At 51.2% G+C, this 23,772-nt stretch carries 20 protein-coding genes and 1 riboswitch; of the genes, 6 read left to right on the top strand and 14 right to left on the bottom strand.

The genetic code is table 11. The features are described from left to right. Positions 1–106: 106 nt before the first annotated feature. Positions 107–1,207 carry a prenyltransferase/squalene oxidase repeat-containing protein gene (locus ABEB26_RS23060; RefSeq protein ID WP_345724448.1) on the bottom strand — a complete coding sequence of 367 codons (1,101 nt, stop codon included), beginning with the start codon at positions 1,205–1,207 and terminating at the stop codon, positions 107–109. Positions 1,208–1,299: 92 nt separating this feature from the next. Further along, a riboswitch (cobalamin riboswitch) is annotated at positions 1,300–1,420 on the bottom strand. Between the two features lie 175 nt (positions 1,421–1,595). Here ABEB26_RS23060 and pdxS point away from each other — a divergent pair. Beyond that, complete coding sequence (gene pdxS / locus ABEB26_RS23055; RefSeq protein WP_012191338.1) at positions 1,596–2,477, top strand: pyridoxal 5'-phosphate synthase lyase subunit PdxS; 882 nt, start codon at positions 1,596–1,598, stop codon at positions 2,475–2,477. 209 nt (positions 2,478–2,686) lie between these two features. Further along, positions 2,687–3,259 carry a pyridoxal 5'-phosphate synthase glutaminase subunit PdxT gene (gene pdxT / locus ABEB26_RS23050; RefSeq protein WP_345724447.1) on the top strand — a complete coding sequence of 191 codons (573 nt, stop codon included), beginning with the start codon at positions 2,687–2,689 and terminating at the stop codon, positions 3,257–3,259. Positions 3,260–3,466: 207 nt separating this feature from the next. Here the strand turns inward: pdxT and ABEB26_RS23045 are convergent, their stop codons facing one another. The 6 genes from ABEB26_RS23045 to tyrS form a co-directional block, all read right to left on the bottom strand. Continuing rightward, on the bottom strand, positions 3,467–3,751 hold the full coding sequence (locus ABEB26_RS23045) for a DUF503 domain-containing protein (RefSeq protein WP_345724446.1): 285 nt from the start codon (positions 3,749–3,751) through the stop codon (positions 3,467–3,469). A gap of 16 nt (positions 3,752–3,767) precedes the next feature. After that, on the bottom strand, positions 3,768–4,409 hold the full coding sequence (locus ABEB26_RS23040; RefSeq protein ID WP_345724445.1) for an LON peptidase substrate-binding domain-containing protein: 642 nt from the start codon (positions 4,407–4,409) through the stop codon (positions 3,768–3,770). A 72-nt stretch (positions 4,410–4,481) separates the two neighbouring features. After that, positions 4,482–5,255 (bottom strand): bifunctional ornithine acetyltransferase/N-acetylglutamate synthase, encoded by a 774-nt coding sequence (locus tag ABEB26_RS23035; RefSeq protein ID WP_345724444.1) that lies wholly within the window; start codon positions 5,253–5,255, stop codon positions 4,482–4,484. A gap of 16 nt (positions 5,256–5,271) precedes the next feature. After that, entirely contained in the window at positions 5,272–6,456 is a 1,185-nt protein-coding gene (locus tag ABEB26_RS23030; protein WP_345724443.1) for a class I SAM-dependent rRNA methyltransferase, read from the bottom strand. A gap of 103 nt (positions 6,457–6,559) precedes the next feature. Beyond that, positions 6,560–7,141, bottom strand: coding sequence for a uracil-DNA glycosylase family protein (locus ABEB26_RS23025; RefSeq protein ID WP_345724441.1), 582 nt, complete (start codon positions 7,139–7,141; stop codon positions 6,560–6,562). Positions 7,142–7,194: 53 nt separating this feature from the next. After that, positions 7,195–8,376, bottom strand: coding sequence for a tyrosine--tRNA ligase (tyrS, locus tag ABEB26_RS23020; protein ID WP_345724440.1), 1,182 nt, complete (start codon positions 8,374–8,376; stop codon positions 7,195–7,197). A gap of 514 nt (positions 8,377–8,890) precedes the next feature. Here tyrS and ABEB26_RS23015 point away from each other — a divergent pair. Genes ABEB26_RS23015 through ABEB26_RS23005 form a run of 3 tightly spaced genes read left to right on the top strand, consistent with a single transcriptional unit; the run spans position 8,891 to position 12,086 of the window. Then, the gene (locus ABEB26_RS23015; protein WP_345724439.1) at positions 8,891–9,367 is read left to right on the top strand and encodes a flavin reductase family protein; all 477 of its coding nucleotides are present in this window, start codon (positions 8,891–8,893) and stop codon (positions 9,365–9,367) included. A gap of 14 nt (positions 9,368–9,381) precedes the next feature. Then, positions 9,382–10,707 carry an alpha/beta hydrolase gene (locus ABEB26_RS23010; protein ID WP_345724438.1) on the top strand — a complete coding sequence of 442 codons (1,326 nt, stop codon included), beginning with the start codon at positions 9,382–9,384 and terminating at the stop codon, positions 10,705–10,707. Between the two features lie 14 nt (positions 10,708–10,721). Beyond that, positions 10,722–12,086, top strand: a complete 1,365-nt coding sequence (locus ABEB26_RS23005) for a cyclic nucleotide-binding domain-containing protein (protein ID WP_345724436.1) — start codon at positions 10,722–10,724, stop codon at positions 12,084–12,086. Here the strand turns inward: ABEB26_RS23005 and ABEB26_RS23000 are convergent. The 7 genes from ABEB26_RS23000 to tatA all read right to left on the bottom strand — a co-directional run bounded on the left by ABEB26_RS23000 (position 12,072) and on the right by tatA (position 19,448). Further along, positions 12,072–13,124, bottom strand: a complete 1,053-nt coding sequence (locus ABEB26_RS23000; RefSeq protein WP_345724435.1) for an STAS domain-containing protein — start codon at positions 13,122–13,124, stop codon at positions 12,072–12,074. The genes ABEB26_RS23005 and ABEB26_RS23000 overlap by 15 nt on opposite strands. 104 nt (positions 13,125–13,228) lie before the next feature. Next, the gene (locus tag ABEB26_RS22995) at positions 13,229–13,870 is read right to left on the bottom strand and encodes a M23 family metallopeptidase (RefSeq protein ID WP_345724433.1); all 642 of its coding nucleotides are present in this window, start codon (positions 13,868–13,870) and stop codon (positions 13,229–13,231) included. Next, positions 13,867–14,505, bottom strand: coding sequence for a glucosaminidase domain-containing protein (locus tag ABEB26_RS22990; protein ID WP_345724432.1), 639 nt, complete (start codon positions 14,503–14,505; stop codon positions 13,867–13,869). Before ABEB26_RS22990 ends, ABEB26_RS22995 begins: the two co-directional genes overlap by 4 nt. Positions 14,506–14,533: 28 nt before the next feature. Further along, positions 14,534–15,115: a hypothetical protein gene (locus ABEB26_RS22985; RefSeq protein ID WP_345724431.1), complete on the bottom strand. Its 582-nt coding sequence runs from the start codon at positions 15,113–15,115 to the stop codon at positions 14,534–14,536. A gap of 391 nt (positions 15,116–15,506) precedes the next feature. Then, positions 15,507–16,079, bottom strand: coding sequence for a DinB family protein (locus ABEB26_RS22980; protein ID WP_345724430.1), 573 nt, complete (start codon positions 16,077–16,079; stop codon positions 15,507–15,509). Between the two features lie 12 nt (positions 16,080–16,091). Next, positions 16,092–19,196, bottom strand: a complete 3,105-nt coding sequence (locus ABEB26_RS22975; RefSeq protein ID WP_345724429.1) for an ATP-binding protein — start codon at positions 19,194–19,196, stop codon at positions 16,092–16,094. Between the two features lie 72 nt (positions 19,197–19,268). Further along, positions 19,269–19,448, bottom strand: coding sequence for a twin-arginine translocase TatA/TatE family subunit (gene tatA / locus ABEB26_RS22970; protein ID WP_345724428.1), 180 nt, complete (start codon positions 19,446–19,448; stop codon positions 19,269–19,271). Positions 19,449–19,788: 340 nt separating this feature from the next. Between tatA and ABEB26_RS22965 the strand changes: the two genes are divergently transcribed. Further along, on the top strand, positions 19,789–23,442 hold the full coding sequence (locus ABEB26_RS22965) for an AAA family ATPase (RefSeq protein WP_345724427.1): 3,654 nt from the start codon (positions 19,789–19,791) through the stop codon (positions 23,440–23,442). Positions 23,443–23,772: the final 330 nt, after the last annotated feature.

Below are 23,772 nucleotides of genomic sequence, written 5' to 3'. Positions count from 1 at the left end.
TCCCTCACCCCAACCCCTCGCCCACTGCGGCGGGCGAGGGGCTTTTTCGCTGTTCCCCCTCGCTCGTTGGGCGGGAGAGGGGGTTAAGGGGTGAGGGAATAAAATATTAAGCGACGCGCCGCAAACCTAAACCAGCCACAATACAAGCCAATCCAAATACAATCACTACAGGCCACAATGGCAACGCAGGTACGCCAGTGTCGGGTAAGGTAATTGGGGTGTTTGGTTGGGGGGTAGCGGTTGCCACAGGCGTGCTTGGCACAGCAGTTGGCTGTGGTGCTGTCACCAAGGCAGTCAAAGGATAGGTGACATAGAACAAGGCAGGCGTAGCTTGATAGGTCGCAAAGGCATTATCATCGGGCGTTGCTGCATCGTAGCGGAACGCGCCGCTGGCATTTTGCAAGCTCAACAAGGCACTCAATGGGTTGCCAGTTGCCGTGGCCCAAGGGGCAGCAGTTGGGTTTCCGCCAGTTGCCACAATTGCTTGAATCACCAAGCCGGTTGAGTTGGCATCGGTGGCGCTACCATAGCTTGAATCCTTCGAGTAAGGAAAACCACCATCGCTATTTTGTTGGCTTTGCAAGTAGCCCATCGCCTTGGTAACAACTTCGCTCTTGCCTTGACCAACCGCGACTAAGGCTTGAACGACCAAAGCTGTGGTATTGGTATCGCCAGCACCAGCAGTTGTATCGCCAGTAAACGACCATGATCCATCGGCAATTTGGACTGAATTTAAGGTGTTGATCGCTTTATTTTCGACTGGCGCACCTGCCGCATTCAAGGCCAACAACGCCAACGCATGGGTTGTAACATCGCCACCATACATGCCACTATCGGCTTTGTAGCTGCCATTCACAGCAGCGACCAAATCAACACCTGCAACGGCGCGAGGATTGTAGCCCAGCAACAATTCGGCTAACACAAACTTGGCGGCAATCCCAGGTTTGGCCGCGATTGCACTAGCATTTTTTTCGATAAAGCTTTGAACGTTGAGGTCAACTTTCAAACCAGTTGCCTTCAAGGCATAAACTGCATCGGCGGTTTCGCCCAAACCAAAGCCAGGAAAACTGCCATCGGCCTGAGCTTGAGTGACAATCCACGCACCAGCTTTTGCGCCTTCGGTTGGCGCTTGGGCTGCTGCTGGCATTGCTACGAATAGCGCCACTAAAACCAATAACCAACGATGGATGGCTGCTCGAGGGAGCATGTGTGCCTCCTAAATCAAAAAAAACCTTAGCCAGTTGGCTAAGGAACAGATAACAACGCGTTGGTTGTGCTTGTGCCAACGCAAGCCAACCCAGAAATCAACTATTCAATGGGTATTCGGGCTTGGCCAAAGGCTTACCGTAGCGTGGACTGCACCGGATTTGCACCGGATTTCCCCCAACTGTTTGCACAACATTTGAACAGCAATTTATGATTGATTGGGCTGATCGTACCATAGGCTACCTTGCGCCGTCAAAATTACCGATCATTCCCGATTGTCCCCCTTTGTCCCCCCGCAATGTTGATCGATTGTCACAATCAGCCATGGTACAATAGCGCCTGTCTAATCAAACGACACTCAAAATCATCAATCCACCAGAGGAATTGCAATGGAAACTTCAACATTTACCACCAAAGTCGGCTTGGCCCAAATGCTCAAGGGCGGCGTGATTATGGACGTGGTTACCCCAGACCAAGCCAAAATTGCTGAAGAAGCTGGCGCAGTCGCTGTTATGGCGCTCGAACGGGTTCCAGCCGATATTCGTAAAGATGGCGGCGTGGCGCGGATGAGCGACCCCGAAATGATCCAAGGCATCATTGAAGCAGTCACCATTCCTGTGATGGCTAAATCGCGGATTGGCCACTTTGTTGAAGCGCAAATCCTCGAAGCGATTGGGGTTGATTATATTGACGAGAGCGAAGTGCTCACGCCTGCTGATGAAGAACATCATACCAACAAGCACAATTTCAAAGTGCCATTCGTCTGTGGCGCTCGTAATTTGGGCGAAGCTTTACGCCGTATCACCGAAGGCGCAGCCATGATTCGCACCAAGGGCGAAGCTGGTACGGGCAATGTGGTTGAAGCTGTGCGTCACGCTCGCACGATGTTCGCCGAAATTCGCCGTTTGCAAACCCTCGATCCCGATGAATTGTTTGTAGCAGCCAAGAATTTGCAAGCTCCCTATGAATTGGTCAAGCAAATTGCTGAATTAGGCCGCTTGCCAGTCGTCAACTTTGCTGCTGGTGGGATTGCCACTCCAGCCGATGCTGCTTTGATGATGCAATTGGGTGTTGATGGCGTGTTCGTTGGCTCAGGGATTTTCAAATCAGGTAATCCAGCCAAACGCGCCAAAGCGATCGTTGAAGCGACCACCCACTTCCGCGATGCCAAGCTTTTGGCCGAAATTAGCCGCAACTTGGGCGAAGCCATGGTCGGCATCAATATCGATACGATCCCTGAGAACGAGTTGCTCGCCAAACGCGGTTGGTAAGCTTTCCGAAGGATGAAGGATGAATTATGAGGGATGAAAATTTCCTTCATAATGATACTCTAAAATTGAATAGCCAACTTCCGATGAAGGATGAATGTCGAATTGTGAAGGATATCTAATCCAACGTAATTCAACGTTCATCCTTTCAATTAGAACGTTGGTTTTCATCCTTCCTCCCTCATAATTCATCCTTAAAAAAGAGGTTTAGCATGACGGTTGGAGTTTTGGCGCTGCAAGGCGCGTTTATTGAGCATGAAACAATGCTCCAAGGTTTGGGCGTGGCAACCTTGCAGGTGCGTTTGCCCGAGCAATTAGCCCAAGTTGAGCGTTTGATTATTCCTGGTGGCGAGAGCACGACGATTGGTAAATTGTTGGTACGCTTCGATTTGCTGGGGCCAATTCAGCAACGCGCAGCCGAGGGTATGCCAATTTGGGGCACATGTGCTGGCATGATTTTGCTAGCCAAGGAAATTGCCGAAGGCCGAGTTGAAGGCCAGCCAGCGCTTGGTTTGATGGATATTACTGCGCGGCGCAATGCTTTTGGTCGCCAAGTTGATAGTTTTGAAACCAACTTGCAGGTGCCTGCCCTTGGCGAAGTACCGTTTCACGCCGTATTTATCCGCGCCCCGCAGATCGATAAGGTAGGCGAGGCAGTTGAAACCTTGGCTAGCTTAGATGATGGGCGGATTGTGGCGGCTCGTCAAGCTAAACTCTTGGCAACCGCTTTTCATCCCGAATTAACTGGCGATGCCCGTTTCCATGAATTGTTCTTAGGCTTGTAGGCACATGCCCTTAGCCCTGACCCTGCTCTTGCTGGGATTCCCTCACCCACTAGCCCCCTCTCCCGCACGCGAGGCGAGGGGGAACCTCTCTGGCAGTGCTCCCCTCGCCTGCCGCAGCGGGAGAGGGGCCGGGGGTGAGGGAACGGGCTTCGTGTCCTTCGTGGATTAGTTTATTTCTGCGGTTTCTGACCCAATGCGGCTCAATCGTTACAACAGCTCGCGCTCAATATCCACAATGCTCACATCTGGCCGATTTTGCTCGATCCAACGAATAATGGCATCGATTTGGCCTTCGAGATAGCGAGTCTCGCTACCAACACAGGCCACCCCAATCACCCCGCGCTGCCAACGATCATGTTCATCGACCTCGGCGACCGAGGCGTTGAACTCGTTGCGCAAACGGGTAATGACCGATTTAAGCACGCTACGTTTTTCTTTGAGCGAATGAACGGCGGGGATGAAGAGTTCAAGTCGAACACTAGCAATTAACATAGATTTGGCGTGGCACTTAATTCCACGAAGTGTTTTCAAAAGGTGGTTCACGATCCAACTGGTCGGGCGGAATGTTGGGCAGCAGCGCTAGCTCAAATTGTAGCGCTTCGATCAATTCATGAATCCGTTGATCAAGGTCGGATTCGAGCCAACGTTGTTTAATTGGCAAGGCCATCTGCATCGAGTCGGCTAGCTTATAACTGAGGCTCACTGGATCACTTGGCAGATCGATCGCGGTTGAGCGCATACCAGTCGCGGCGGCAACGGTACGATGATATTGCGCATAGAGCGCGGTCAATTCATCGGCTTGATGGCGATCATTAACTTCATCATCAAGCATCGTGACCATTGCAACCATATACGGGTCAACGCTAAGTGGGTAATTGATGCGGAAGCGCTGGCGGCCTTCGGTCACAAGATACATTCGGCCATCGGCTAAACGATAGGCGCTTTGAATATCGGCGGTTGTGCCAACCATATGCGGCACAGCTGAGCCACCAACCTCAACGCCCTCGCGAATCAACACCACCCCAAACGGCTTGCTTTCCTCAAGACAGCGACTGATCATTGTGCGATAGCGCGGCTCGAAAATATGCAGCGGCAGTTGTGCTCCAGGAAACAACACCACGTTTAACGGAAACAAAGGTAATCGTTGCATAAGCGCTCTCGTTTGCCATAGCTATGGCCTTGGTTGTGATTGTACCATGGCCATAGCTCTCAAAACAATGCGCTAGCCGAGTTGTTCGCTCAAATGGGCAATTAATCCAGCTAACCCTGCATACCATTCGTGATAGGCTGCTTGGTTGCTGTGGTTTGGCGCTAAACTGGCGCTAGGATTGGCCAAAATCAGGATGGCAGCTTGATCAAGCGCGGGATAGGCTTCGAGCAATGCTAAAACTGCGCGATTAAGCAGGCGGGTTGAGAGCTGAGCGTTGGTGGTGATCAACCAGCGTGGGGCATCGCCGGAGCTGGCTAAGCCGCCAATGCTGGCACTTGTACCATCGCTCGCTTCGACCTCGACCGCCGCCTGAGCAGTTGGATTTGGCTCTTGGGCTAGGGCTAGGGCTAAGCGTCGCCCGCCTTTGCTATCCAGCTCATCAAGCGCCCGTGGCACACCGCGCCGCAATAAATCCATATCGAATGAACCTGCTGCGCCTGCCGCCAATAACACCACCTGCTCTGGCTTGATCCATGCTTCTTCAGCCAGCAAGCCTGCCAACTCCTGACAATTGTGTACGGCACTGGCTCCGCGCCCACCATCTACGCCAGTCAAGAGCAAGACGGCCCGCACATCCTCGGCGTTGCGCCGCAAATTAGCGGTTGTCCAAGCCCCAGTTATCCCGCTGGTTGCGCCAAAATGGCCGGTAACGTTGCAACCAGTTTTGGTAATTAACAACCCAAGATCACGATCACGGCTGGTAGTTTTCAAGCCGCAGTGAATACCTGTTGCCCGAAAGCCAGCAGGCGTTGTGATCGAGCCTTCATTGAGCAAACGATACGCCATTGCAAGTCCTCAACGGCTACCAGACGCGGCAGATTAATCCCTTGAGATAGGCCGCCTCTGGGAAGGTCAACAAGACAGGGTGATCACCACCTTGGGTGAGTGTGTCGATAATTTGGGCATCGCGGCCAGCATCCAAGGCTGCGCCAAACACCACTTTTTGAAAAAGATCGGCGCTAATCAGCCCTGAACATGAGAAGGTTGCTAACACGCCACCTGGGCGCAGCAAGTGGAAGGCTTGCATATTGATGTCTTTGTAGCCGCGCGTTGCTCGATCAATCTGGCTCTGCGAGTGGGCAAACTTGGGTGGATCAAGCACAATCAGATCGTATTGTTTGCCTTCTTCACGTAGTTGGCGCAAAATCTTAAAGGCATCGCCTTCGACCGCAGTGACTGGCGTGTTGAGGCCATTTTGGGCGAGGTTGGTGTGTAAACCACGCAATGCCGCCGCCGAACTATCAACCGCTGTGATCGATTGAGCGCCTGCGCCCGCTGCCAGCACCTCAAAACCGCCAGTGTAGGAGAAAACCCCCAGCACTTCGGCATCCTTGGCATATTGGGCCACCCGCTGGCGATTGATGCGTTGATCAACATACCAGCCAGTTTTTTGGCCACCTGCCAAATCGAGCACAAACTCGTAGCCATTTTCGCGAATGGTTAATTGATCAGGTGGTGCTTCGCCCCAAAGCAAACCTTCGGCTTCGCCTAAACCTTCACGCGCACGAATTTCAACATCGGAGCGCTCGTAAATCCCGCGGACTGGCATCAATTCGGCCAAAGCTTCGACGATCGTGGCCGTGTGAGCAACTGCACCTTGCGTCAGCAATTGCACGACTAGCCAATCAGCAAAACGATCAACAATCAAACCAGGCAAGCCATCGCTTTCGCTAAAAATCACGCGATAGGCGTTGGTTTGTGGGTCGTTGTGGAGATGTTCGCGGCCTTTGATGGCTCGCTCGATCCGTTGGCGAATAAAACTGGGGTCTAGCTCCTCGTCACGTTGCCATGTCCACAAACGGGCGACCATTTGCGAGTGAGTGCTGGCAGTGCCCCGCGCCAGCCACACACCCTCGGAGCTAATAATATCGACGGTTTCGCCAGGATGCACTGGGCCAGAACGACGGGCGACTGCCCCACTGAAAACCCATGGGTGGCGTTGGCGAATTGATTTATCACGATCAGGTTTGAGAATAAACCGCAACATACCTTTTGCTCGCTTTAAGGCTAGGTCAAAGCCTAGCAGGTTGAGTGATAAGGGAGAAATTTCGCGATCCTGAAATCCTCTGGAGAGAGTATAACCCAGTTTGCTACTCTTCCAACAGGGCCGATAAGACGCGAGCAAAAACGTGGGCTTCTTCTTTGGTGATGGTTTCAAGATCGATCATCGGCAGCAGAATCCGTTGATCAACAGGTAACGGTTGGGCATGCATCGATTCGACGTTGCCTGGTACATGGCCAAACAATTTGGCGCACATCAAACGGGTTGGAGCTTCGCCAACCGTTACGATGATGCGTGGATTGACCAACACCAGCTCGCGCCAAAGATAAGCAACGCAGTTCGAGGTCTCGACCATGGTTGGTGGGCTATCAGCGTGGGTGCTACAACGAACTAGGTACGTCAGGTATGCGCCAACCAAACGGGGTTCTTCATGCTCAGGATCAGAGGCAGTGCGCAAGCGTAAAGCGCGAAGCAACACCTGCAAACGCTGACCAGCGACAGTGCGCGTCCATGGCACGCCAGTCTGATTGGCTCCCAAACTTTCGGGCACTTCGCCGACAAACATCACTTTAGCCTTGGCATCGCCATAGCCATGCACAATGCAGTTGCGTTCTTGGACTCTGCGCCAACATTTAAAACAGGCGGTCGCCAACGGAAACGGTTGATCCATAAGCCTTTGGCTGTGACGAGCGCAAACCCGCCACAGCACCCTCGCATCTAGCGCTAATTACCAAGTAATTTCACAAATTTGCGCCGCCCAACTTGTAAAATTTGTTCGCCAATTGGTTGAATAAGGCTATCGTAGCTGCCGATTTTTTCGCCCGCCAAGCGCACGCCACCGCCATCGATCAAGCGGCGGGCCTCGCCTTTGCTAGCGGCCAGCTTGGTCGAAACCAACAAATCGACAATGTTGGTAGCTTCGCTGAGCGCTACTTCAGGCATATCGGTTGGTAAATCGCGTTGTTGAAAGACCCGAATAAATTCAGCTTCAGCTTCAGCCGCCGCCGCTTCACCATCGAGTTGGCGAATAATATCACGTGCCAGTTGCATCTTGAGATCGCGGGGATTGACGCTGCCAGTTTTGATCGCTTCCGGCATAGCCTTGACTTCAGCTAGCGGGGCATCGCTCCAAACTTCGTAATAAACTGGCAAAACATCATCACCCATCGACATAATTTTGCCATATTTATCGTTGGGCGACATCAAAATATCGACCGAGTTGTTGAAGCTTTTGCTCATCTTGCGGCCATCAGTCCCAATAATTAATGGCACAAGGATCACATCCTGCGGCTCCATGCCCATTTGTTCCATCAATTGCCGCCCAGCCAAAATGTTGAATTTTTGGTCAGTGCCACCAAACTCAATATCCGGCTTGATTGCGATTGAATCGTAGGCTTGCAGCATTGGGTACATCAACTCAAGTACGGTCAACTGCTGACCGGCTTCGTAGCGCTTGCGAAAGGTTTCGTGGGCCAACATTTGGTTAACCGTAAAACGCCCGATCAAGCCAAAAGCCTTTTCAAGATCAAACTGACCAAACCATTCGCTTTGCCAACGAACCTCGGTTTTGGCTGGATCAATCACTTTAAATACTTGATCCATGTAATATTTGGCGTTGCTTTTGGTTTCTTCGACCGTCAAACGTGGGCGGCTTTCGTCGCGGCCCGTTGGGTCGCCGATTTGGGCCGTCCAGTCGCCCACAATCAACACGACGGTATGGCCAAGCTCTTGAAATTGGCGCATCTTGCGCAACGCCACAGCATGGCCAATATGAATATCGCTGCGGGTGGGGTCGATGCCCAGTTTGAGCCGTAATGGTTTGCCAGCGTTTAATTTGCGGCGAACATTGGCCTCAACAATCACCTCAGATACGCCCCGCGATAAAATTTCATCAATCGTCAACATGAATTTTCAGACTCCTAACTGAGCTAGGCAAGCACCAAGCAGTCATCGGAGCCAAACCCCTTAAGCTGTTGGAGCAAATAAACCTACTATTCTAGTAGCGATAATAGCATAGAGGCCTAGCGACGGGCAAATAGCAGGCAAAGAGCATAGGGGTCAGGCTATGGGCTATGGGCTATGTGTAATGGTAGGGGGTGAGGGAACGCTCCATAATTGCCTAGAGCCATTTTCACGTTCTTCGTGTTCTTCGTGTCCTTCGCGGTTTCAATCCTTCGTGGCCCAAATCTTTAACGCAGAGGCGCAGAGAATACAGGGCTATGGGCTGGTGGCTCTGGGTTATGGGAATGTGTTGTGGTATGTTCCTAATTTCTATCGCCAAAAGCCTATAACCTAGAGCCTCGCCTCATCCACTTCGTGGCTAAAACTGATCCCCGACCCCTAACAACTGACCCCTCGTCTTGCATTGCCCTTTGAACCTCGTTACAATACCCGCAGCAATCTGTATGAGGAATATTCGATGACGCTCGACCCTGCTTTGTTTCGGCAAGCAATGAGCCGTTTTGCCAGCGGTGTAACCGTGGTTACAACGATTGTGGATGCGAAGCCCTATGGTTTAACCGTTAGCGCCTTTGCCTCGCTCTCGTTAGATCCAGCTTTGACGATTATTGCGATTGATAAACGTTCGCCGATGCACGATCTATTGCTGCAAGCTCGGGCTTTTGCGATCAATATTCTGAGCAGCGAGCAAGAATCGTTGTCGCGCCACTTTGCTGGCCCACAAAAACACGATTGGTCGGAAATTACTGCAGCTGCTGGCATTCGCAGTATTCCATTGCTCGATGGAGCCTTGGCTAACATGGAATGCGGACTGTTTCAGGCAGTTGATGGCGGCGATCATACAATTTTTATTGGCCAAGTTGAGCATGTAACCCTGCGCGATGGCCTGCCGCTGCTCTATTATCGTGGCGCTTACCACGATCTTGTTCAGCGTTGAAACGAGCACGCAGCATGTGGTTGACCTTAATCTTATTTGTGGTTGGGCTGGGGCTGGCTTTTGGCTTGGGGGTGATGGTTGGGCGGCAACGCGCGATTCCAACATCTACTCCGCTCGAAGCCACTCCGTTGGTCAATTTTGAGTTTAAAATTCCTGCCGATACCGCGCCCGGCGATCAGTTATATTTGACTGGCTCGTTTAATCAGTGGCGACCAAATGATCCGACCTATGTGCTTTCGCGCAGCGCCGATATTGCCTATGGCGCTTGGCCCTTTACTCATGGCTTACAGCTTGATTTCAAGTTAACCCGCGGTTCATGGTCGAATGTCGAAAAATCGCTTGATGGCAGCGAAATTCCGAATCGCACTGGAATTGCTGCCAGCGGTGCGCAAGTTAAGGGTACAGTGGCGGCATGGGCTGATCGTCAGCGTGATGCGGCTAAAATCTACGATGAGCGGGTTGAACGAGTCGATTTTTTCAGCCATGCTTTGGGGATTACCCGCACATTTTATATTTATCTGCCAATTGAAACTCGTAGCGATGAAAACCTACGCGTGCCAAGCCTCTATCTTTTCCGTGGCCACGAACGCGAATGGATCAATAAAACCGAGGATGGTACACGCGGTGGTAATCGCAATGTGATTGATGTCTACGAGGAATTGCGCCGCCACGATCGAATTGGCCCAATGGTCTTGATTTTTCCTGGCATGACCAGCGCTAACGATGCAATCCATAGTTTGGGCATCAATTTGCATTCAGCCAAACTGGCGGCTGATCTCTCGCTCGGCACTGGGTTATTTGAAGATTTTATCTATCGCGATTTGATCCCCTATGTTGAAACCCATTATCCAGTGCTGTTTGGCGGTGCGCATCGCTCGCTTGATGGCTTTTCGTTGGGCGGCTTTATCAGCGTCAATCAAGCCTTGCGCCACCCCAACGAGTGGGCTTCGGTCGGGGCTTATGATGGCTTATTCTTCTGGGACGACCCTGAGAATGCCGAAATTATCGCCGCCCGCGATAGTGTCTTTGAGCGTGATTTATTTGATGCCAACTTTGGCGTGCCACGCGACCATACCTTTGCAGCCCAACATAATCCATTGACCTTGCTGCGAATTGATGGAGCGCAGGCTTCAAAATTGCAATGGTTGATCGAATATGGGCCTGAATCAGCCGAACCCAATGTCAATTATTATCGAGGAACGCGGCTCGATGAATTGTTGCGCGAAGTTGGGGCGCACAATCGGCTCAGCGGGGTTGTGCCAAATGCCAATCATTCATGGCAAATGGCCGATGAACATATGCGGCGCAGTTTACCCTATCACTATCAACAAACTCAATAATCGAGGCTCAAATTATGGCTCCTCTCGCGCTCAATCTCCAAGTTGATGCTTTGCGGAGCCTGCCTAATTTGGCCGAATTACCCACCAACGAAGCCACAATTTTGGCGCGAATTGGGGTTTTTCGAGCTTTTGCGGCAGGCGACACGATTCCGATTGCCCGTTTACGCAGTAGCCAATGCTATGTGATTTTGAGCGGCGTAGCCGATACGGTGATTCTTGATCGCGATGGTGAGCCGATTTCAATTGGCGAGTTGGGCGAGGGCGATTTTTTCGGCAATAGCATCTTTTTTAGCTCACATTCGCTGTTGTATGCCGTCCAAGCCCAAACCCAAATTTTCGCGTTGCAATGGTCGATTGAGCGTTTGCACGAAAAAAAGCAACATCTGCCATTATTTATGCGCTTGCTCGAAGCCAGCTATTTGCAACGTCGCGCCGTTAGTGCTTTGAGCCGCGTGCCGTTGTTCAGCCACGTCAGCGTTGAAGAACGGGCCTTGTTGGCAACTCAACTGACACGCCAAGAATTTGGCCGCAACACCGTGATTTTTGAGCAAGGCTCGGCTGGGCAAGCTTTGTATTTGATCGAACAAGGCCAAATTGCGGTCGAGCAACATGGCGTGATTGTGGCAACGCTCAGTGATGGTGATTTTTTTGGCGAGATGGCTTTACTTTCGGCAACACCCCACAATGCTACTTTACGTTGTTTAACCCCAACTCGCTGCTTGCAGCTACCTGGCGCAGTTTTTGCGGCTCAAGTTGCCCAACATGCTTCGCTTGAAGCAGCAGTTCGACGGGTGATCGATGAACGGGTGCATCATTCGGAGCGGGTGCGTGGCGACCAAACGCGTCAACATTTGATCAAAGTGGCGGTGCGCTATGGCATGTTTCGTGGCTCGCATGTGTTGGTGCGGCAGCCCTCGCAATGCCCGCCTGATTGCCGAATTTGTGAGCAGGCCTGTGCCGAGCGTTTTGGCCAAACCCGCATGCGGCTCAACGGTGCTAAAATCGAAGATTGGGATATTACTCAGAGTTGTCGTCAGTGTCGGGTTGGGGCTGAATGTGTTGAGGCTTGTCCCGAAGCTGCGATTCAGTGGGATGATAATGGGGCCTTACGCATTACTGATGCTTGCACTGGTTGCAACGAGTGTGTGCTGGCCTGCCCCTATGATGCGGTCGAATCGCAAACGATCTTTTTGCAAAACCAACAAGGCCCACTTTGGCAGCTTTGGCAGCGCATGCGCCAGCAATCAAATCAAATTCAGCCCAAAACTGTGGCTAGCAAGTGTGATTTATGTGCAGGCTATGATGATCGGGCCTGTTTGAGCCAATGTCCGACTGGCTCGTTGCAATTAATCTCAATCGAAGAGCTATTTCCCTTTTGACGGCTGCAAAACCTCTTGAATCAACTGCTCCAACTGACCAGTCTTGCCAAAAATGCGCAAATCGACATCGGTAAAGACCAATTGCTGCACAATCTCGCTGGTCATGCCGGTAACCCGCATTTCGCAGCCCAAGAGCTTAATCGCTGCCAGCATATCGGCAAAATTGGGCAGTACACTAGCATCGGGCAATAATGCGCCAGTCATATCGAGAATTAAGTGCTGCGCTCGTAATTGATAAATTTGCTGTAGGACTGCACTACGAATATGACTAATTCGTTGTTGATCGAGCATGCCAGTAATTGGCAGCAGAATTGCATTATTGCCCAAGCGAATAATCGGCGCTTCGAGCAGTTGAATTTGATTGAGCAAGCTTTCTTGGCGTTGAGCTAAGGCTTGTAATTGTTGGTTACCAGCTTGTAGTGATTGATTGGCCTGAGCTAATTCAGCTTGTTGGTTGGTGATTACTGCCGTATGTTCGGCTAGCACTTTTTGACTACGCTGATCGGCTAAGCCAATCACGATCATCATGGAAGTCAAAATCAAAAAAACTACCACAAAAATAATTAATTTCAACAGCAACATCGGAGCGGGAATCACCAACTCTAGCGGAATCACCCCATAAATTTCGAGCAAAGGGAAGGTAATTAAGGCTGCTAGGGTAACGACACTAACCACCAGCACATAGCGTAATTCGCGCAGCACCAACATGGTCAAGGCAGGCCAAATTAGATACAGCGTCCAATTCATGCCCGATAATTGTGCGCCAGTCGCATCGGTCAGCACAATTACCCCGACGATCAACAAGAAATTGACCACGACGATGCGTGGAGCATGACGCGAGTTGCGCAATAGATAGAGAAATACATTGATGGTCGTAACGAGCGCTAGGCCCAGTGCAACTCCCGCCCGCTCCTTGGGAATTTCGACCAAAAACCAAGTGGCGATGCCAATTAAGCCAACCATAACGGTTTGGGCAATCACCAAAAGTCGAATTCGCTCAACCAGCGACTGTTGGGGCGTGGGCGTTGCTAGAGCCATAGTGCCTCGGATGCTAGATTAATCAGGGAATTGAGCAAAAGAAAAGCATGAATCAGCGCAAACGATTCATGCTTTTAGGATAGTCTATTTTAGGCTGAAAAACATTACGGTAACGGGTGGTAGTTGAGGGGATTTTGGTTAACCCCATTATGCCAAATTTGGTAGTCTAGGTGTGGACCACTTGATGAACCAGTCGAACCCATGAGTCCTATAATCGTGCCCCGTTCAACATAATCGCCATCTTGCACTTTGAACTCAGAGAGGTGGGCGTAGCCAGTTTTATATTCGTTGCCGATAACCCAAACGTGGTTGCCTGCTGGCCATGAATCGGCAGTAATATCGATATAGCCGCTCATGGTCGCGCGAACCGGAGCGCCAACCGAACCAGCCGGATCAGCTAACCCATCGCCATTGCCATCAACCGCTAGATCGATTGCGCCCCAAACTTCGGCGGGAGCGTGTGAGCCAACCCCATAGCCTTGGGTCATTACTACCCGATTGGCGGCAACAGGATTGCCCCATGGCTGATCGCTCGAAATGCCAGGTGGCGCGACCAAGGTATCGCCTTGACCAACCTGAATTGCTGCGCCAGAGAGGCCCGCGACACTGGGATTTTCGCCGCGCCAAGCGCTGATCGTGGGCGTAGTAGGACGATTGAGCAACAAAAAGAGCACCACAATCAAGCCGAGGGCGACTGCACCACGTTTATAGTTATTGCCATAATCGCTCAAATCATACCAATTCATGAACCTGCTGCTCTCCATGAGTTGACCAATGTGCGCACCGTTTCGACATAATGGTTAGTGTCGTTTTCAACTGGCGGCGCATACACTGGAATAATATCTTGAATTGTTGTCAGTTGCCATTCGTCGATATATAAATTGCGAATCAGTTTGTACCAATCTTCAATGCCTTCATCCCAGCTTGGGTATTTACGATAGCCTTGGTAATCTTCATAGCCGGGGGTGGTGCGAATATTGCCAATCGATTGAGTGACCCGGGCAACCCCCTGTGTCCCAGCGGTCGATTCGTGAATGAAAAAGGCTAAACAGTAGGCTGGATCGATGCCATACTTGATACCCATATCATAAATCACTTGGCCCTTGCCAGTTGCTGGAGAATTGTAAGAACTGAGCACCTGATCGATTTTTGCAGCAGAAATGGTTGGCACACCAATAATACTATCGCCGTTGATGGCCCCAAACGAGCCAGCAAGATTGCCACTAGCAGATTGAGCAGGTCGGCCTGGAGCACTCATTGAGCTATAAAAAGCGTTGCTTCGCCCCCGAAACTGCAAGATCATCCAGACCAAAGCAGCCGCCAGCGCAATCAAGAAGAGGGTGCGTCGTCGCGATGAAAAATCATCAAAACCATATAACATGGATGGGTTCTCCTGGCACGGACACCACTCATTGTTGCTGGTTTAACAAACTCGCTTGTTCCTCAGCAGTGATCATCCGAAAGCCATCGGCTTGGTTGATATAAATTAGTTGTTCATTTTTGATGTTGACCAATAACTCCGGACGGGCATCGTTGTTCAGATCGTGGGTCGAAAGGGTGATGGGGGTCAGATCTTCGCCTGCGCCAAAGAGATATGGGCCAATTAGCGTGCGAGCTTTGCTTGCATCGCCTCCAGGGAATTCTAACACAACCACCCGCCGATTCAAATTGATCGCCATAAATTCGCTGGGTAAGGCTTGGGCGCTTTCGTGGCCGACATTGGCAACTAGGTGCGAAACGCGTGGTCGTCCATAGCGCAAATCGTCAATCCAGACCCCAAAAATACCGCTGAGTGTGCCTAAAAGTAGGGCTAAAAGTACCACTACGCCAGCCCAAAGCAACCGATTGATCCAAATTGCGGGCAGCGTCGTTGTTGGTTGTTGCGTTTGGCTGCGCCGCAGCGCTTGTTGTGGGGCTGTAACTCGGACAAGTCGCCGCCCCATCGATTGGCGTGGATAATTTGTGCGTAAATTACGACTTGTGACCGCCATAATGCCTCCTCAGGCTAAACGTACATGCTCGTTTACCACTGAAGAAAATTATAGTAGAACTTTTGTTCTATGTCAATGATTGTCACAAGCGTATGCAGAGCTTATAGATTCTCATAGTATTTGTGAATTTGAATCCTTCGCCACCCTTCCGTCCCTCCGCTGGAGGGAAACACAGGGTGTTTTCATCCTCCTGTACCCCCTAAAGCTCAATTGGTGGCAGCTACTCATCCACCGATAATCCACCGAATCCGTGGTTCGAAGGGAAACATTACCCTTGTTAGGAACGCGAGTTTCTGTATAAGCAAAACTGCTAATTCATAGTCTTCACCCACAAATCTAAACTCCCCTCGCCTGCCGTAGTGGGAGAGGGGCTGGGGGTGAGGCAATGGAGCTATTCGTTTATAACTTGGCTTTGGCGCAATTTGGCAAGATCGTTGAGATGATGCGCAGTATGGGTATGCATAAAAAATAACATCTCACGCACGGTTAATTTGCCCAAAGCGGGATGTGGTAATTGATACTGATCAAGGGCTGCTTCATCCCAATGAAAAAGCGTTTCGATCAGCTGTTGATTGAGTTTTTGCCATTGTGCAACCAAGGCTTGTTGTGCTTGTAAACTGATTGGACCTTGGGGTTTTGCTGGAATCGAATAGGCCGGTGCGCTAAATCCCTTGGCAATTGCTGCTTGATAGCGAGTTTTGATCGTCAAATAGTCAGTCGATTGATGCTTGGGCTTGCCAAACAGCGTGCTAAGCGTGAACCGTGGCAGATAAAACGCCAAGCTCAAAACTTTGGTCAATTGCTGAAGATGGATCACATTCTCGGCAGGCGACCAAACTCCTTCCGGATGGGCAAAACATTGCTCAGGGGTCAAGGTCAAAATTGTGCCACTAACGCTTGCAACATCGCGTTCTAGAGCAATAATCAATTCACTATGGCTGTAGGGCACTGATTGATCGGCCATGGCAACTCCTTTTTAAATAGAACGCTGGTGAGCCATTGCTAGTTGCATGCTGCCAAGTTGTTGCTGCAATTGCTGTACGCGCTGATACAAAAAGCCTTGTTCGGGTGTGACGGCCTGTTGTGCCCGTTGTAAAGCTGCATTGGCGGCTAAATAATCGTGGCGTTCTTGCCAAATTTCGGCTAGCCAAATGTTGATTTGGGTTTGTAAAAATGGCGCAGTCAGCAATTCAACTTCGCTGAGCGCTGTGCGCATCAAGACCAAGGCTTGATCATGATCGCCACGACCACGCGCAACCAATCCCAAATTAGCCCGATAATTAGCAACTTGGGCAGCATTGCCATTGGCTTGGGCCACGCTAATTCCACGTTCAAACCATTCTTCAGCTTCGTCCCAATGCTTTTCGGCTAAGGCAATTTCGCCACGGGTGCTATACAAATATTGCAATGGCACGCGCAAGGCTAAGCGTTCGGCTAGGTGCAAACCTGCTTGAATATGGCTATGTGCCGTGACTAAATCGCCGATCAAGGTGGCATTATAGGCAGCGTTGTTGTAGCCCAAGATAATTTGATATTGCTCGTTGGTGGCGGCGGTGCTGGCAATCGCCAAGGCAAAGGTTTCGACCGCCGCCTTAATTTCGCCGCGCTGCGCCAAAATATTGCCTAACTCGAATTGACAACGCCCGATCAACGAGTGATTTTGCTGGGCGGTAGCAACCTCTAAGGCGGCTTGGATATTTTCGTAGGCCACATTTAATGGGTAGCCCGCCAAACGCTGGCTAATTGCCAAGAGTAACAGCAAATCGGCTTCGATCAGTTGGTCATCAATTTTATGCTGATGATAAATTGCCAAGCCTCGTTCAGCCCATTCGATCACCACCTCAGGCCTGCCGACGACCAAATAGGTACGGCCAAGTTTGGTGCACACTGCCACAACTCGGAGCCAATTGGCTTGGGCTTGATATTGAGCCAGCGCCGTATGATAAACCTCACGCGCCGCTGGCACTTCGCTGTTCCACTCCAAGGCATCGCCGAGTCGGCAATAGCGCTCAGGCGTTGGATTAAGCTCAACCGCCTGTTGCCCAAAAGCCACAGCCTCATTCGGTGCTGCGAGTGAAAGCGCGTGCTCTAGAGCTTGGTCGGCATAGGTGGCAGCTAATTTGGCCTCGCCAGCCTCACGATAGTGTAATAGCAAGCGTCCGGCAATCGCCCGTTGATCGCTATATTCGTGTTGCAAGGCTTGGGCGGCGCGGCGATGTAAAAAGCTGCGGCGAGCACGACTTAGGCTATTGCGGACGACGGTTGCAACCAAAGGATGGCTGAAGGTATAGCTATCGCCATGCTCTTTTAAAATGGCAGCATTGAGCAACCCATCAAGCCCATCGAGGGTTTCCTCATCGGAGCGTCCGCCAGTTTCGCGCAGGATGCGATAGCCAAACAAGGGGTCAAGCACCGCTGCCGCTTGAACAATTTGGGCTGCCCGTTCGGGCAACCGTGCCAAACGAGCACTGAGTACATCGACCAACATCGGCGGTACATCAGCCGGATTAGCCGTGCGGCAAAGTTCGAGCAAAAATAATGGATTGCCCGCACTGCGTTCGAGCAAGGTCTGATCATCAGGATTAGGATGGCCCAATGCGCTCAAAAGTTCATGTGCTTCGCTGCTATCGAGCCGTGGAACCTCGATGCGCGTGACCAAACTGCCACGCTGCCAACCAACAACCAAGCGTTGTAAACGGGCATTGGCCTCTTCCGAACGATAGGTTACGACCAGTACAATCGGCAAATCGTGCAAGCGATCAACGACGTAATCGAGCCATTCGGCGGTTGCTTGGTCGGCCCAGTGCAAATCATCGATGCCAATCACCAGATGATTGGTCATGACTGCCCGCAAACATTGAGCAAATGCCTCAAACATACGTCGCCGCTCTTCATCAGCGGGCAAAACTGGCGGCTCCGGCAAATTGGGAATATGCCCACGCAATTGCGGCAATAATCGCGCAACCTCGGCCAACCACATTGGCTCAACCGCTGAATCGCCCGAAAAAAGCCGTGATAGGCACAAACGCTGGCCAAATAGCTCAGTCAACGGGGCAAACGGTAAGCTTTGGGTCGATTCAAGGCAGTGCATCGCCAACATGGTGCTATCGGCGGACAATTGCTGCGCCCATTCCTGCCAGAGCCGCGATTTGCCAACCCCAATTTCGCCAGTGATCAGCACCACTTGCAAGCCGCGTTCGTTGCTACGGATCAAGGCTTGGTTAAGCAGTAATTGCTCATATTGCCGCCCAACAAAGGGCGCGGCGCGGGGAGCGGCACGTTTAATTGGCTTGAGTAACGGCTTTGGCTCGGCAATCGGTGCTGCGACCACAGGCTTGGCTGGCTCTGGTGAGCTGTTTGCGCTAATCAGTTGGTTGGTTTGCAAAATGCGTTGGCGCAGCATTTGGGTTTCAGGTAAGGGATCGATCCCCAACTCACGCTGAAGCGTATTGGCTAACATCTCATATTGGCGCAAAGCCTCGGCGCGTTCACCTTGTCGCCAATGGGCCTCGATAATTGCTTGATACAACGATTCAGAGAGCGGATCGAAGCGTAGGGCGGCACGGGCTAAAGTTAATACATGCACCCATTGCTGTTGTTTTTGGTAATTGCTGATCGCGGTTTGAAACAAGCGCATCGTGGTTAAATGCACCTGTTCGCGCTCGGTCACCAGCCACAAATCAAAGTCGGGTGCGTCGGGCAACATGACTCCATCGAGCAATGGCCCTTGGGCAAGCTGCAACAAACCCTCAACGGTTGGTGAAACAACACCTTCTGCCAAACTGCGTAACTGCCAAAGATCAACCACACAATCCGGATGCAAACGCAAGCGATCCTCATCGGCTAAGATGATCTCACCACCTAAACTGCGTCGAATTGTCCACAGCGTATTGCGTAAATTTTTGCGGGCGGCTTCATCGCTACTTTCAGCCCACAGCAATGCCAGAAGATGTTCGCGGCGTTGAGGTTGGATGGTTGCTGCAAGATACCCCAAGAGGGCTACCGCTTTGCTGGGAAGCGACTGTGCTTGCTGATTGTAGAGGATTGAAGGAACCCCGAGGAAACGCAGGGCAACGGTCATAGCCCCCCCGTAAGAACAACGTGAGGCACGCGCTACGTGCCTCAACGATGCATGTCAATTGTTAGTAGTCCGTTATTTCGATTCGTTTTTGCTAGCATCGGTTGGTGGTGTGGCATCTTCATCGCGTACACCACGGCGAAACTCGCGAATGCCACGGCCCATCGCCCCACCAAGATCGCCAATCCGCGAAGCGCCAAACAATACAATCACAATTGCTAAAATAATGAGTAGTTCTGGTACACCTAAAGACATTGCAAGCCTCCTTGAGGAATGGTATCGCCAATGCAATACCCGTCTATTGCCATTATACGCCGCTGCTAGGCATAGTCAATTAGGATGAATCCACCTAACAGATTGAGTTGTGATGATATATTTAAAGAATGAATGATTTGCGAACAAATGATTAAGTTTTGATCATACTACCATATCTAGCTCCCTCCTACAGTCAATTAGTCCTAACCCTACTTGATAGAATGACATAATCTACCAAAACCTGTACCTTTTGTTGCCAGTGATCAACTGTTTTCGCTTAGAAAGGCTTTGGACATCAACGCCGCGCCAACACTCTAGACATGTCCACTACAATAGACGTATGCACGATTGCTCGCTCTACCTATTTGGCTCGCCGCGCCTCCAATATGAAACCCAACAGATTGCGCTTGGCAATGGTCCGCTAGCCGCGTTATTAGTTTTTTTAGTCTTAAACCGTCAGCAGCCCCTTAGCCGCCTACGTTTGGCGGCAACAATTTGGCCCGATTTGCCCGAACCACAAGCACGACGCGCACTCTCAGCGGCACTCTATCGGCTACGCCAAAATAACCCAAGTTGTGATGAATGGCTCTTGGCAAATGCCCAAAGCTTGCAATTAGGCCCAATTTGGTGCGATCTCCAAGCGTTTCAGCAAGGGGCGCAAAGTAATCAGAGCATCGATTGGCAATTGGCATGTCAATTATATCGTGATGAATTATTGCCTGATGTTGATGCCGAATGGCTGGATGGCCCTCGCGCAGATTTGCAAGCACTATTTGCTGCCACGATTGCTAAACTGGCCCACCATGCCTTTGCCCAAGGCGATTATATTGTGGCGCTAACGAGTGCTGAGCGTTGGCAAGTATTCGATCCCTTCGATGAACAAGCTTGTATGCTACTGATGCGTTGCCACGTAAGCCTTGGCCGCCCGCACTTGGCATTAACCGCCTATCGTCATTTGTGCGAACGTTTGGCTGATGATTTGGGCGTTGAGCCAGTTGCCGAAACTAGTGCCCTCGCCGAGCAAATTCGGGCTGAACAAATGTTACGCCAAACCACGATTGGCGGTAGTTGGCAGAAAATACCATTTGTGGGACGCACGCATGAACGTTCGTTGTTGCTCGATGGCTTGGATGCTGCCTTGAGTCATAGTGGTGGCTTGGTGTTGCTCGATGGAGCCGCTGGAATTGGTAAAACCCGTTTATTGCACGAATTGAGCCAAGCTGCTCAGGCGCGTGGTTTTCGGGTGGCTTGGGGTGCGGGCCAAATTAATGGTGGCAATTCGCCCTATGCTCCACTTGATCAAGCCCTGACCCAAATTCTTGATCAAAGCCTGCTTGATCAATTTGATCCGATTACACGGCTTGGTTTGTCGGCGCTTGTGCCACATTTGCCCCAATTGAGTCAGCATGATCACGCCAATCGTCCGAGTTTGCCAGCGGCATTGTTGAATGCTTTACTCGCAGCGACCCAGCAAGCACCATTATTATTGGTACTTGATGATATGCATTGGGCGCAACGGATTGTATTTAATGTGCTGCAATGGTCGCCGAGCCAAATTCAGGCACTCTTACGCTCACGTTTATTGATGATCTTGGCCTATCGCGGCAGCGAATCGAGCCATATGCTGCAAGCCTTACGCCGTATGCGCCAAGAATTGCCAGTTCAATCAGTTAAGTTAAATGGCTTGGCGCTGCACGATTTTCAACATCTGGTGGGGCGTTTGTGGCCGAATCATGTGCCGATTCCGAGCATGGCCGAAATTGCTGCTTTACATGCCTTAACTGCGGGCAACCCACTCTTTTTGCAAGAGCAATTATTACATCGTGGCGCTGCCCATGAGCACTCGTTTCAAGCCTTGGTGGCTCAGCGGGTGCAGGCTTTGCCGATTTTGGCCCATCGGGCTTTGGCGGCGGCGAATGCCTTGGGCCGCACTTGGACATTAGAGGCTTGGCGGTTTGTCGCAGGTGCTGAGGTTGATCATGCGATCCCTGATCTTTTAGATGCACGGCTAGTGGCGCAGACCCATGCCGGGTTTCAGTTTTACCACGATCTGATTGCCGTTGCGGTTGAGCAAAGTTTAGCGCTTGAGTTATCCCAAGCAGCGGTGCAGCAGGCCGCCAATTATTTTGAGCAACAGCCGTTGTGTCGGCCCGAAACGATTGCGTGGGCCTATGAGCGAGCGCAACGCTGGGTAGCGGCAATTGGAGCCTATCAACAAGCGGGCGAACAAGCCTTGCAAGCCTATGCCTACACGACTGCGCTTGATTATGCCAATCGGGCTTTGGAATTGTATCGTCAAGTGCCAACTGATAGTCGTTTGGAACTGACCTTATTGCGCTTGCGTCAGCGGGTTTTAGTATTTTTGGGCCAACTAGAAGTTTGGCGAGCCGACGTTGAACGCCTAGAAACCTTGGCCTTGAGTTTGGGCGATCAAGCAGCCTTGCTCGAAGTGTATGAGAGTCGGATTGTGCTCTCTTCGGTTGATTCTAACCCAACTGAAATGGCGAGCATTGCCGAACAAGCCTTGGATTTGGCGCAAGCTCAGCAATTGCCTGCGGTTGAAGCCCGCATTTTAAATACCTATGGTTTTCATTTAATTAGTAGTGCCGCAGTCCAGCCACGCAACAGTTTGCCCTTGCTTGAACGGGCGGTTGCCCTAGCCCGTAGCAGCCACGATGATACAGTCTTAGTGGCTTCGCTCTGCTCGTTAGCCTTTGCCTACCGAATGCTGGGCGATACCAGCATAGCCCAGCGGATTGCCGCCGAAGCCTTGACTTTGACCGAATTACACCCCTATTTGTATCCAGCCCGCGGCAATGTGCTGCGGGTCTTGAGCGAAGTTGGCATTAGTTATGCCGATTGGGAAACCGCTCTCAGCACCATGAACAAAGCGATTGAATTGCTCGAAGCGCTTGATGATATTTGGCTTTTGGGTGTGGGTTTGTTCATGTCAACTTTTATCACAACCGCGCTTGGCTTGACTGAAATGGCCCAAGCGACGACCCAGCGCATTCGCCAGATGCTTCGTGATTCCAAAATGCCGCCCAATTCCAATTGGTCGTTTTTTGCGCATAGCGTCACAATTTTGGTGGCCTTAGAAGCTGGCGATTTTGAGCAAGCCGAAACGGTGGTGCAAGAAGTTCAGCCTTGGCTTGATCAGGCGCATCAACAAGGCGCAGGTTTATATCTGCTCTCAGCAATTGGCGCAATGGAGATTTTTCGCAATCGGCCCGACCAAGCTTTACCTTTGTTGCGACGGGCTACAGCCATGTGGCAACAAGCGCGATCGGCATTTTTGCAACCAATTTTGATGCATGCCTTAGCGGCGCAATTATGTGGTTTTGCTGCCGAAGCTCAAGCGATGTTGGCCGAAGCCGAGGCTATGTACGACCCCAAAGAGCTGTTTTATGCCGATGTATTGCTGCATTTCACCCGGTTTTGGGTTTATGGTGATCGAGTTCATTTGCAAAATGCCTACAGCTCAATTCACAATCAGGCCAATCGTTTCCGCGATCCAACCCTACGTGATTCATTTATCAACAATGTTAAGTTGCATGGCATGGTGCTGCAATTACAGCGCGTCGCGCCGCTGGCTGGGGCGATTCGCTCGATGGCCGGCCTATGGATGCGCCTAACGCGGGTGTATGGTCGTACCCAAATGCTTTCTGAGGGTGGCTATATTCAGCGTAAAGTGTTGTTAGTTCGCTCCGATGTGCCCTTGGGTAAATCACTGAGCCACACCGATCGGGTTGAAGTGATTTGGACGTTGCATGCGCCTGAGGATAATCGCTTTAATGATCGCAGTGAATTACGAATGCATCGTTTGCAACGCCTGCTTGATGAAGCCGACGATGCTGGAGCCGCCCCAACCGACGACGATTTAGCTGATGCCTTGGCGGTCAGTCGGCGCACAATCATTCGTGATATAGCTTTGTTGCAATCCCAAGGCTCAGCTGTGAGTACCCGCCGCCGTCGTGTAGTGGGCGAGGAATAAACGAAAGGATGATGCAACCCAAAGCTCTCGCTTCGCGACCTTCGCGCTCTTCGTGGTTTCGGTCAGGTTCGTGGAATTTGACAAGGGTCACAATCTGCGGTAGAATCCCCGAGCTGTCAACGCATGCCTGATACACATCAGTCACGACACCAACACCTGAAACGAAACGCCCACAGCGACTCGTTTGACACAAACGACGAACGGTGGTAGAATCCACAGGCTGTTGACCGGCAGCACGATGTTTGCTCAACATCACACAATTTGGTGACAGTGCTCCGCTCCGATGCTCTGCTGCATCAGCGGATTTTTTATCGCCAAAATCGCACCTTT

This window comes from Herpetosiphon gulosus (assembly GCF_039545135.1).
In the GTDB taxonomy this organism is placed as follows: domain Bacteria; phylum Chloroflexota; class Chloroflexia; order Chloroflexales; family Herpetosiphonaceae; genus Herpetosiphon; species Herpetosiphon gulosus.
Note: the sequence above shows the minus strand (reverse complement) of the source record. Positions and strands in the feature narration are given on the sequence as shown.

What these genes read in the sequence shown, in the direction of transcription:
- ABEB26_RS23060 (WP_345724448.1), bottom strand. Translation starts at nt 1,207, where the DNA reads ATGCTCCCTCGAGCAGCCATCCATCGTTGGTTATTGGTTTTAGTGGCG.
- pdxS (WP_012191338.1), top strand. Translation starts at nt 1,596, where the DNA reads ATGGAAACTTCAACATTTACCACCAAAGTCGGCTTGGCCCAAATGCTC.
- pdxT (WP_345724447.1), top strand. Translation starts at nt 2,687, where the DNA reads ATGACGGTTGGAGTTTTGGCGCTGCAAGGCGCGTTTATTGAGCATGAA.
- ABEB26_RS23045 (WP_345724446.1), bottom strand. Translation starts at nt 3,751, where the DNA reads ATGTTAATTGCTAGTGTTCGACTTGAACTCTTCATCCCCGCCGTTCAT.
- ABEB26_RS23040 (WP_345724445.1), bottom strand. Translation starts at nt 4,409, where the DNA reads ATGCAACGATTACCTTTGTTTCCGTTAAACGTGGTGTTGTTTCCTGGA.
- ABEB26_RS23035 (WP_345724444.1), bottom strand. Translation starts at nt 5,255, where the DNA reads ATGGCGTATCGTTTGCTCAATGAAGGCTCGATCACAACGCCTGCTGGC.
- ABEB26_RS23030 (WP_345724443.1), bottom strand. Translation starts at nt 6,456, where the DNA reads ATGTTGCGGTTTATTCTCAAACCTGATCGTGATAAATCAATTCGCCAA.
- ABEB26_RS23025 (WP_345724441.1), bottom strand. Translation starts at nt 7,141, where the DNA reads ATGGATCAACCGTTTCCGTTGGCGACCGCCTGTTTTAAATGTTGGCGC.
- tyrS (WP_345724440.1), bottom strand. Translation starts at nt 8,376, where the DNA reads ATGTTGACGATTGATGAAATTTTATCGCGGGGCGTATCTGAGGTGATT.
- ABEB26_RS23015 (WP_345724439.1), top strand. Translation starts at nt 8,891, where the DNA reads ATGACGCTCGACCCTGCTTTGTTTCGGCAAGCAATGAGCCGTTTTGCC.
- ABEB26_RS23010 (WP_345724438.1), top strand. Translation starts at nt 9,382, where the DNA reads ATGTGGTTGACCTTAATCTTATTTGTGGTTGGGCTGGGGCTGGCTTTT.
- ABEB26_RS23005 (WP_345724436.1), top strand. Translation starts at nt 10,722, where the DNA reads ATGGCTCCTCTCGCGCTCAATCTCCAAGTTGATGCTTTGCGGAGCCTG.
- ABEB26_RS23000 (WP_345724435.1), bottom strand. Translation starts at nt 13,124, where the DNA reads ATGGCTCTAGCAACGCCCACGCCCCAACAGTCGCTGGTTGAGCGAATT.
- ABEB26_RS22995 (WP_345724433.1), bottom strand. Translation starts at nt 13,870, where the DNA reads ATGAATTGGTATGATTTGAGCGATTATGGCAATAACTATAAACGTGGT.
- ABEB26_RS22990 (WP_345724432.1), bottom strand. Translation starts at nt 14,505, where the DNA reads ATGTTATATGGTTTTGATGATTTTTCATCGCGACGACGCACCCTCTTC.
- ABEB26_RS22985 (WP_345724431.1), bottom strand. Translation starts at nt 15,115, where the DNA reads ATGGCGGTCACAAGTCGTAATTTACGCACAAATTATCCACGCCAATCG.
- ABEB26_RS22980 (WP_345724430.1), bottom strand. Translation starts at nt 16,079, where the DNA reads ATGGCCGATCAATCAGTGCCCTACAGCCATAGTGAATTGATTATTGCT.
- ABEB26_RS22975 (WP_345724429.1), bottom strand. Translation starts at nt 19,196, where the DNA reads ATGACCGTTGCCCTGCGTTTCCTCGGGGTTCCTTCAATCCTCTACAAT.
- tatA (WP_345724428.1), bottom strand. Translation starts at nt 19,448, where the DNA reads ATGTCTTTAGGTGTACCAGAACTACTCATTATTTTAGCAATTGTGATT.
- ABEB26_RS22965 (WP_345724427.1), top strand. Translation starts at nt 19,789, where the DNA reads ATGCACGATTGCTCGCTCTACCTATTTGGCTCGCCGCGCCTCCAATAT.